This is a genomic window from Actinomycetota bacterium, from assembly GCA_040754375.1.
Classification (GTDB): domain Bacteria; phylum Actinomycetota; class Acidimicrobiia; order Acidimicrobiales; family AC-14; genus JBFMCT01.
This window is the reverse complement of sequence record JBFMCT010000002.1, coordinates 172068-181740: the sequence shown is the minus strand read 5'-3', so window position 1 is coordinate 181740 and position 9673 is coordinate 172068. Positions and strand designations below refer to the sequence as shown.

At 71.1% G+C, this 9673-nt stretch carries 9 protein-coding genes and 1 pseudogene; 4 read left to right on the top strand and 6 right to left on the bottom strand.

The genetic code is table 11. The annotated features are described in order from the left end of the window. Positions 1–165 carry an ATP-binding protein gene (locus tag AB1673_01960; GenBank protein MEW6152741.1) on the top strand — a complete coding sequence of 55 codons (165 nt, stop codon included), beginning with the start codon at positions 1–3 and terminating at the stop codon, positions 163–165. A gap of 1264 nt (positions 166–1429) precedes the next feature. After that, positions 1430–2017, top strand: a complete 588-nt coding sequence (locus AB1673_01955; GenBank protein ID MEW6152740.1) for a hypothetical protein — start codon at positions 1430–1432, stop codon at positions 2015–2017. Between the two features lie 290 nt (positions 2018–2307). On the opposite strand, the pseudogene AB1673_01950 reads toward AB1673_01955, so the two are convergent. After that, a pseudogene (locus AB1673_01950) lies at positions 2308–3648 on the bottom strand (ISNCY family transposase). Positions 3649–4276: 628 nt separating this feature from the next. On the opposite strand from AB1673_01950, the gene AB1673_01945 reads away from it, so the two are divergent. Then, on the top strand, positions 4277–4537 hold the full coding sequence (locus AB1673_01945) for a type II toxin-antitoxin system CcdA family antitoxin (protein MEW6152739.1): 261 nt from the start codon (positions 4277–4279) through the stop codon (positions 4535–4537). Then, positions 4537–4938: a hypothetical protein gene (locus tag AB1673_01940; protein ID MEW6152738.1), complete on the top strand. Its 402-nt coding sequence runs from the start codon at positions 4537–4539 to the stop codon at positions 4936–4938. Before AB1673_01945 ends, AB1673_01940 begins: the two co-directional genes overlap by 1 nt. 160 nt (positions 4939–5098) lie before the next feature. On the opposite strand, the gene AB1673_01935 is transcribed toward AB1673_01940, so the two are convergent. The 5 genes from AB1673_01935 to lnt form a co-directional block, all read right to left on the bottom strand. Continuing rightward, entirely contained in the window at positions 5099–6124 is a 1026-nt protein-coding gene (locus tag AB1673_01935; protein MEW6152737.1) for a prenyltransferase, read from the bottom strand. Then, positions 6115–6801, bottom strand: coding sequence for a methyltransferase domain-containing protein (locus AB1673_01930; GenBank protein ID MEW6152736.1), 687 nt, complete (start codon positions 6799–6801; stop codon positions 6115–6117). The genes AB1673_01935 and AB1673_01930 overlap by 10 nt, the downstream gene beginning before the upstream one ends. An 81-nt stretch (positions 6802–6882) precedes the next feature. Beyond that, positions 6883–8169: a glycosyltransferase family 4 protein gene (locus AB1673_01925; protein ID MEW6152735.1), complete on the bottom strand. Its 1287-nt coding sequence runs from the start codon at positions 8167–8169 to the stop codon at positions 6883–6885. Between the two features lie 47 nt (positions 8170–8216). Continuing rightward, the gene (locus tag AB1673_01920) at positions 8217–8642 is read right to left on the bottom strand and encodes an Hsp20/alpha crystallin family protein (protein MEW6152734.1); all 426 of its coding nucleotides are present in this window, start codon (positions 8640–8642) and stop codon (positions 8217–8219) included. 80 nt (positions 8643–8722) lie between these two features. Continuing rightward, the coding region (lnt, locus tag AB1673_01915; protein MEW6152733.1) for an apolipoprotein N-acyltransferase at positions 8723–9673 on the bottom strand (951 nt) is incomplete at its 5' end.

Below are 9673 nucleotides of genomic sequence, written 5' to 3'. Positions count from 1 at the left end.
GTGGCCAGCCAGCTGCCCGTCGAGAAGTGGCACGCGGCCATGGCGGACCCGACCTTGGCCGAGGCCGTGCTCGACCGCGTCTTGCAGGCCGCCCACCGCATCACGGTCAAGGGTCCCTCCATGCGCAAGCGCCAGCCGGGACCGTCGACCGGGGCCGACGCGTGATCGTTCCCATAACCTTCGCCGGGAAGGAGGTCACGACCAGCCCCACGCCCAACTGAACGTCATCGGCGCCGTCCCCGACCGTGTCCGGAATCAACCGGAACGGGTGTCCGGAATCAACCGGAACAGGTGTCCGCTTTCGCCGGATTACGCACCTAGGGATAGCAGCCTTTTCGGCCTCGAGCCCGGTAGCCGGCCTTCTCCTTGGGGTAGGCGCGTCAGCTCTCGCCATCAGCGCAGCGTTCGTGGACCCGACGTGCAGTGGCGGGCAAATTGCTAAGACCGCCCTAGTCGGGATTGCCTCAGCCGGAACTGGAGGGACCGCGATCGGAATCGCGAAGGGGCTAGGGCATGCTGCTTGGGCGGCTGACGCGAACAGGATCGGCGGTGCTGCTGGTGCTTTCTCGGCCATCCATAGCCCGTTTGGGTGCTGACCTTATGAGAATGGAGTGGTCTGAATGAATCAACCCTGTGAGCTTTGTAGTGGGCACCTGTTCCACCGGATAACGTGCCCGAATCTTACGCGAACGGCCTGGATTTATGCCGCCTGCCTCACTGGTGCGATCGCGTTCACTGCGGCTCTCGGCGAGCCAAGTCTCAGCGGATTCGTTGCCGCCGCTGTGCTGGTACTCGGAGTCATTCTCGCATCCACTATTCTACGGAGACGTGGACGACGTTGAGGCGGCCCCCTCCTGACATGGTGGTCACCGGCCAGCACCAGAGGCGGAGGTACCCCAACGTCTACGGCGACATCATGGCCACCGCCGACGCCTCCGGGACCAAGGATGTTGCTCCGGTGACGGGCTGGACAGCGATCAGCCACGCAGGGCTCGCTGCTTGGATTCTCTCTTGTGGCGGGTTAGCTCTCTGGGCCTACCTTAAGCGAGTGAGGTAGGGCATGGCCTTCCTCTCGGGGTTTCCTTCTTGGCTACGGCTTTCATCGCAGGGCAGCGGCAGCCCAGTGCCTGCTAGTTACATTAGTAGGGGGGCATTGACTGTAATGCTCGATCCTCGCTCGACTCGATAGCGAGAAAGGATGCGCGACCGTGAGATACTCTCGGGGGAACGCATGGGCGATGCGTGAGATCGCCAAGAGACCGGTATTGTGTTCGGTGCTGTTCGGCGTGAAGTTGGGAGCTTTTGGCTTGTTAGTGGGAACTCCGTTACCGGTCGCGACTGGCGTAGGCGTCGCGCTGTCGATCCTGATATATGTTCTCTACAGACCTGGAGGACCAGGGCAGCGATGGGTCGACGACTTGTCCGACGGATGAGGGACCTCGGCGGCACCTTACTGGCCACGGCCTCCTACGACCCCGCCACCGGGGAGCTGACCTCGGTGGCCTACGGCAACGGGACCACGCTGGCCGAGCTCGGCCGCAACAGGGCCGGGGCGGCCACCACCTTGGCCTGGGCCTTCGCCGGGGGGGCCACGGCCAGCGACGAGGTGTGGCGCTCGCGCACCGGCCGGGTGGCCGACCAGCGCGTCGACGGCACCGACGCCCACCCCGGCACGGGGGGCTTCGGCTCCTTGGGCTCGGCCAACTTCGGCTACGACGGCGCCGGCCGCCTGGTCGTTGCCAAGGTGGCGGGCCACGACCTGTCCTACGAGTTCTCGGCCACCGCCGCCTGCGGGCCTGCCCAGGCCGCGGGGCTCAACACCAACCGCACCCGGGCCGTGGACAACGGCGGGGCCACCGACTACTGCTACGGCACCGACGACCACCTGCTCTCGAGCTCCCCGGCCACCGTGGCCCTGGCCTACGACAGCCGGGGCAACGTGGTGGGCCTCGACGGCCAGGAGCTGGTCTTCGACGGGGCCAACCGCCACGTGGCCACCCGACACAAGGGCAAGTAGCGATCTCTAGCTACTTCGACCTGAAGAACTTGGCCGGCCGACCACACCGATGGCCCTGGTCGGCCTGCACCGGCCCCCGCAACCCCGTTCCCGGCCCTCGCTTCGATCTCCGCCGCCCGTTCGGTCCCTTGCCGGACCGTCGGGGCCTGCGGAGTGAAGCGGGAGGCGGGGAACGGGGCTCAGGCGACGGCTGCACCGGCACGCCCTGGCGGTGGGCCGGTCCCCCGGTCGGCGGGGCGCTTGGCTGCCGGCTTGGTGACGGGAACGGTCACCGTGCCGGCCTCCTCGATCAGGGCGCTGACCTTGGTGGCGTTGTGGGCGAGGACGCCCCACCCGCACCAGGCCCGGGTGCCGCCGATCCCGTCGATGCGCGAACGTGCCCAGCCGTAGTCACGCTTGAGGTGGGATATGCGCGCCTCCGAGCCGGTGCGCCACTTGACCAGCTTGGTGAAGGCGCCGCCCCGCTGCACCTTCAGGCGGGCAGCGCCGGGCTTGCCGCGCCGGGGGATGGCCACGCGCTTGACGCCGAGGGCTTCGAGGTCGGCGTCGACCTTGGCCTCGCCGTAGCCGCGGTCCGCGGTAACGGCCTTGGGCGCACGACCGAAGCGGGCTGTGATGCGGGCGATGGCGGGCACCAGCATGGGGGCGTCAGGCGGGTTGCCGACCACGACGGTGTGGTCGAGCACGATGCCGTCGGCGTTGTCCACCACCTGGGCCTTGTAGCCGAACTCCACGGGCTTGCCCAGGCGGCCCTTGGCGATGGGGCGGGCATCGGCGTCGTGGAGGCTGACCACCCGCGTCGAGCCGTCGGGGACGCCGCCGGCCAGGCGGGCCCGGGTCTGGGCCACGACGCGCTCGACCAGGTCCGCCGTGCGCTCGAGCTCGGCGACCATCGCCGCGGCCCGGCCCGTGGCCGACATCACCTTGCGGCGAAGGCCCCGGCGGGCATTGAGTGCGACGTGGCGGGCATCGGCGATGGCCAAGGTGGCGATCGTGGCCATCTCACCGGTGATGGCCTTGGCCTCCTCCTTGGCGTCGTCGCTGCGCCGGCGCAGCCAGGCCCCGATGGCATGGGCCCGCCGGCGCACCGATCGGGTGCGGTCCCGGGCCGTGGTCCGTGTGGCCAGGCCGGCGGCCTTGATCTGGCCAGCCAGGCGGGCGAGCTTGGCCACGCCCTTGGCCAGGAGCCCCGAGTCGGTCGGGTAGCAGATGTCGGCCTCCACCACCGTGGTGTCCGCCCGGGCCCTGTCGGTCTTGATGACCTTGCTCTCGGCCGCCTTGGCCAACAGCGCTTCGTTGAGGCCCTCCACCGCCCGCTCGCCGCAGCGGGAGGTGATCTTCATCAGCGTGGTGGGATGCGGCGGCGCCTGGTCGAGAGGGACCCGGCAGAACCGCCGCCAGGCGATGGAGTCGGCCACCTCACGGCACAGAGGCTCGTAGCCCAGCCGGTAGCGGTACTTGAGGAACATCATGCGCAGGTAGGTCTCGATGGGGATGGACGGCCGCCCGATCACGGGGTCGAAGAACGGCCGGAAGGGTTCGAAGAACCGCTTGTCGTCGAGCAGCTCGTCGATCGCGGCGAGGTCGCCGGGCAGGCCCAGGCAGCACTCCGGCAGGATGGACTCCCACAACGTCGGCTGCGGGCTTGTCGTTCTCAGCACGGTCGCTCCAATCTCTTGCGCAACGGGAGGTTGGAGCCATCCTGACGACATTCGGGCCGGATCGCGAGCACCCTGGCAATGCAAAAGCCCAGTTCACAGGCCTTTTTGGCACCTACTTTTTCAGGTCGAAGTAGCTAGCACTGGAGCGTGTGGAGGAAGGTGCGATTTGAGAAGACGCCTGCGAGGGAATGAACGGGTGATGCGTGCAGTCGCGAGGCGGCCATTGCTGTACTCGACGTTGTTTGGCATTAATCTCGGGGCGTTCGGCCTGTTGATGGGAATTCCCTACCCGATAGCAGTGTGTGTCGGTGTCGCGATGGCTATACTCATATATGTTCTCTACCGACCAGGGGGACCGGGGCAGCAGTGGGTGAACGACCTGCCTGATGAGTGAGCCCAAGGCGACTTGTGGGTGGTGTCGGCACCATGACTGGATGTCCTTCGGGCGGTCGAGTGGTTGCCGATCGAGGACGTCGGGTGGGGCCCGCCCGAACCTCGAGACCCTCGAGCGCCTCGCAACCGGACCCGGGGCCGTGGACAACGCCGGGCCCACCAACTACCGGCGCCCTGCATCCCAGTGTGCACTATCATGCACACCATGGCGAAGCGCAGGATCACCGTCACGATCGACGAGGCGTTGCTCGATCGGGCCCGGAAACTCGGGGTGAACCTCTCGGCCGCGTGCGAGCGGGGCATCGCCGAGGTTGCCGAGACGGCCCTTGCTCGATCGGAGTTGGCGCGCCAAGTCGCCGAGTACGAAGACAGCGGCGGCGTCTACGACGAAAGGAAGCTGGCCCGGGCCAGGCAGATCCTGGCCGATGCCGAAGCCGCACTGGCGGTCGAGCGCCTCGCCGGGTGATGCCGGCCTGCGTCCTCGACTCAACGGCGTTGGACGAGTTGGGGTCACCCGAGTGGCGTCGCGCCCTGCTCGAAGCCGGCTACGACCTCGTCGTGCCCACGGTGGTGCTGGCTGAGCGATTCACGGGTCGACCTCAGGACCAGCGGCTGCGAACGGCGCTGCGGGCCACCCGGCGGCCGGAGCTCGACGAGGCACGCGCCCACGCGGCCGGCGAACTGCGTGACAAGGTCGCTCCCACCCGCAGGCGCGCTCCCTCAGCGGTTGACGCGGTGGTCGTCGCAGTGGCCGACCACGCGGCCCGCCGCGACGGTGTGCTGGTACTGACATCTGACGTCACAGACTTCGAGGCACTGCGCACCCAGGCGGCCAACGGCCGCCGTATCGCGATCCGGCGCCCCTGACATCCGTCCGCATCCGGCCCCACCACCCCGGCGATTCGCCGCAGGGGGCATCGACAGCAGTGAGCCGAGGAACGGCCACCGCCGCCTCGGGGAGCAGTGCTCCGCCGGACGTGGGCAGGTCAGCTTCGACTGCCGCCGCCGCTCAGTCCACGGCGGGGGCTCACGATGGCCCCGCGACGGTGACTGAGCCGGGGCGGAACAGGGCCGAAGCCGGCCCGCGGCCGTCGATGGCGTCGGCCGCCAGGACGGCGGCGGCCGCCGAGTAGGTAGAACGTTCGCCCGCCGGGAAGTGGGCGCGGTCGGGGTGGACCATGCCGGTGAAGTAGGACCCGTCGTCGTGGCGGAGGTGGGCGGCCCACCCGAACAGCTCACGAGCCGCTGGCAAGCGGCCGGCGGTCACACACGCCATGGCGGCCTCGCACGTCTCGGCGGCGGTGACCCAGGGCCGGTCCGACACGCAGCGCACTCCCAGGCCGTCCATGACGAACCGGTCCCACCCTCGGTCCATCCGGCGAGCGGCCTCGTCCCCGGTGACGGCGCCGGTCAGGACGGGGTAATACCAGTCCATCGACCAGCGGTCCTTGGGCAGGAAGGCCCCAGGCCGGTGGGCCACGGCCCTCGCCAGCCGGGCGGCGGCTGCCTCCCACCGGGGCCGGTCGCGGCCCAGCCGGTGGGCCAGGGCGGCCCCGCAGCGCAGGCTCATGGCCGTGCTCGACGACGCCGTGAGTAGGGCGAACGTCCACGGCGTGCCGTCGGCGTGGCGCGCCCACAGGACCTCGCCACCAGGTTGCTGGAGGCCGAGCACGAACCCCATGGCCGCCTCCACGGTGGACCACATGGCCTCGGCGAAACCGGCGTCGCCCGTGGCCAGGGTGTGGTGCCACACCCCGGTGGCCACGTAGGCGGTCACGTTGGCGTCGAGCAGGGCGACCTCGACCGTTGCCCCGGCCGGACCGGCCACGTAGTACTGGTGCCAGGCGCCGTCGGGCCGTTGGTGGGCAACCAGCCACTCGAAGGCCCGGTGAGCCTCGGCCAGCCGTCCCCCCACGGTGAGAGCCATGGCCGCCTCGACGTGGTTCCAGGGGTCGGCGTGGCCCCCGGGGAACCACGGGACCATGCCGTCGGCCAGTTGGACGGCCGCTATCCAGTCGACGGTGGCCGCCCGCTCGGACGCCGTCAGCGGCACGCGTAGACCACCAGGCTCTTGCCCACGACGGGGTCGAGGGCGCGTTCGAGGAGGCGGACCGAACGGCGGGGCCGGAAGATCTCCCGCACCAGGAAGCCGTGGTACCGGCGCACGAGGGGGTGGTCGTCGTCGCCCACGCCCACCGCGCACTTCAGCCACCAGTAAGGCGAGTGGAGGGCGTGGGCGTAGTGGTGGCCCGTCACCCGCAGGCCGGCAGCGGCCATGCGGGCCGTGAGCTGGCGGCGGCCGTAGATACGCACGTGGCCGCCGGGCACGGCCGGGGCGTGGTAGTCGTCGGCCAGGGCCCAGCACACCTGCTCGGGCAACCAGCGAGGGACGGTCACGGCCAAGCGCCCCCCCGGGGCCAGGGCCCGGGCCAGCTCGGCCAGGGCGGCCCGGTCGTCGTCGACGTGCTCGAGCACCTCGGCGGCCACCACTCGGTCGAACGAACCGTCGGGGAAGGGCAGGGCCAGGGCGTCGCCGTTGACGGCCCAGCCCAGGCCGTGCTCGGGCAGGGCGGCGGCGGTGTCCTTGCAGTCGGCCGCCTCCCGGTCGAGGGCCACGACCCGAGCCCCCCGCCGGGCCCCCTCGTAGGCGTGGCGCCCCAGGCCGCAACCGATGTCGAGCACCCGCATACCGGGGCGGACGTCGAGGCGGTCGAAGTCGACCGTCAGCACGGCGCCACGCGCCCATGCCGGCCCGGCCCGCGCCTCCCGGGCTGACCGTCGGTGCGGTCACGACCGGCTGTCAGCACGGCGTCATCCGCCCACGCCGGCCCGGCGGCCACCGGCTCGGTGGGCGGCGATGGCGGCGCGGTACTGCACGACGGTGGCCTCGGCCGTGGCCCGCCACGAGTAGCGCTCCAGCACCCGGGAACGGCCCGCCTCGCCCAGCGACGAGCGCAGCGCCGGGTCGTCGAGCGCCCGGCCGATCTCGCAAGCCAGCGCCCCGGGGTCGCCGGGAGGCACGAGCAGGGCCGTGCGGCCGTGGCGGCCCACCACCTCGGGCAGGGCGCCCCCCGTCGTGCACACCAGCGGCACCCCGCACGCCATGGCCTCGATGGCGGGCAGGGAGAAGCCCTCGTAAAGAGATGGCACCACCGCCAGCTCGGCCCCGGCGTACAGCTCGACCAGGTCCTCGGCCCCCACCACGCCGGCCACCGTGACCGCGTCTTGCAGGCCCAGGCGCTCGATGGTGGACCGCAGGGGGCTGTCGGGCCGGGCGCGGCCCACGATCACCAGTTCGGCGTGGCGCTCGGTACGCACCTTGGCCAAGGCCTCCAGGAGGGGGACGAGGCCCTTGAGGGGCACGTCGGCGCTGGCCGTGGTCACCAGCCGGCCGGGTACCCGGTCCACGCCCGGGAGAGGCCGGAACAATGCGGTGTCCACCCCCACCGGCACCACCGCCAGCTGCGAGCGGCGAGCCCCCATCTGGCGGCAGACGTCGCCGGCGGACGACTCCGACACCGTGAGCAGGCGGGGCAAGCGGCGCACCACCCGCTTCTGCATGCGCAAGAACCCGTACCAGCGGCGCAACGACAGCCGCCGCCGCCAGTCCGGGGCCTGGGCCAGGTCGAGGGCGCGGTCGACGGTGATGGGGTGGTGCACGGTGGCCACCGTCGGGAAGCGGCGGGCGATACCCAGCACGCCGTAACCCAGGCACTGGTTGTCGTGGACGACGTCGAACCGGCCCGACCACGCCCGCAGCTCCCGCCTGGCCCGGAGGCTGAACGTGAGCGGCTCGGGGAACCCCGCCCCGCACATGACGGCGAACTCCAGCACGTCGACGGCGTCGCGGAACTCGTGGCGGGCCGGCGTGCGGAAAGGGTCCTCGGCCCGGTAGAGGTCGAGGCTGGGGACGGCCACCAGTTCGACCCCGGGGGCCAGCACGGGATAAGGCTGACCGCTGAATACCGTCACCCGGTGGCCCAGGGCCACCAGCTCGCGGCTCAGGTAGTGGGTGTAGACCCCCTGGCCCCCCGACTGGGGGTTGCCCCGGTAGGTGAGCAGGGCGATATGCAGGGCTGGTGGCAGGGTGCCGGGCACGGCCGCCGAGCCTGACCGGCGGCCGGCCCCCGGTCAAACGGCTGGGGCTACGCCTCTATGGCATTGGCCTTGGCGCTGGCCACCACCTCGACGCGGCGGGGCTTGGCCGCCTCGGCCACCGGGATGGTCAGAGTGAGCACACCCTGCTCGTAGTTGGCCCTTATCTGCTCGGCATCGAGGGTCTCGCCCAGGAAGAGCTGGCGGCTGTAGCTGCCCTGGGGCCGCTCGGCCACCAACACCTCGGCGTCGCCGTCGAGGTCGGTGCGCCGCTCGGCCCGCACCGTCAGCACGTTCTTCTCCACGGTCAGCTCGATGCTCGACGGGTCGATGCCGGGCAGGTCGAACTGCACGTAGAACGTCTCGCCCTGGCGGTAGGCGTCCATGGGCATGGCCGACGGCCGCCGCTGGGTGGCGCCCCATAGCTCCTGGTTGAGCCGGTCGAGCTCACGGAACGGGTCGAATCGCATCACCATCGGATATGTCCTCCTTCCTCGGTACGCCCAGAATCTACCACTTCGGGACTAGCAAGGCAATAAACCTGTGCGTTAGTGACTCAAGTTTTCTTCCTAATCGCCCAAGAGAGCCCGAACACCAGCCCCGCGAGCACCAGCACGGGCCAGTCGCCCGCCCGGCTGGCCAGCGTCAGCCCGGAGCGCAGGCGCACCTCGGCGGCCAAGACCTCCTGTCCCCCGAGGCCGCCCTGGACAACCACGCGGCCCCGGTGGTCGACGATCACGCTGTAGCCAGTAGGGGCGGCCTGCACCGTCCACCGCCCGGTCTCGACGGCCCGCAGGCGGGCCACGGCCACCTCCTGGGCAGGCACCTGCTCGGTCGTGTACGACGACGCGTTGGTGGGCACCAGCAACAGGCGGCCGCCGGCCGTGACCCCAGAGCGCGCCCGGTCGGCGAAGAACACCTCGTAGGAGATGACCACGGCCAGGCGGCCGTGCGGGGACCCGACTACGGCCGCGCCCTCACCGGCCACCGCGTCCCGGGGCACGGCCGACAAGTCGACCAGCCCGTCGAGGAACGACCGCCAGGGCACGTACTCCCCGAAGGGCACCCGGTGGACCTTGTCGTAGCGGCTCACCACCGCCCCGTCAGGACCGAAGACCACGGCTGCGTTGCGGAACCTCCCTGCCTCCCCGGCCCGCCCCGCCTCCTCCTCGACGACGCCGGCCACCACCGTGGCCCCCAGCTCCCGGGCCAGCTCCGACAGCTCGGCCTCCTCGGGTGACCCCGCGAAGGTGTGGTCGACGTCGACCACGTCTTCGGGCCACAGCACCAGGTCGACCGAACCGGGCACCACCAGCCGGCGGCTGGCCTCCAGGTGAGCGTCGAACACCCGCCGGGGATCGGAGTCGACGGCCCGCAGGCCCCGCGGCCCCCCGCCCTGCACGGCGGCCACCGACAGCGGCCCCTGGTCGTGCCCGTCAGGGGCCACCACCCCCAGCGCGGCCAGCGCCGTCACCACCCCCAGGCAGGCCGCGGCCGGGGCCCGCCG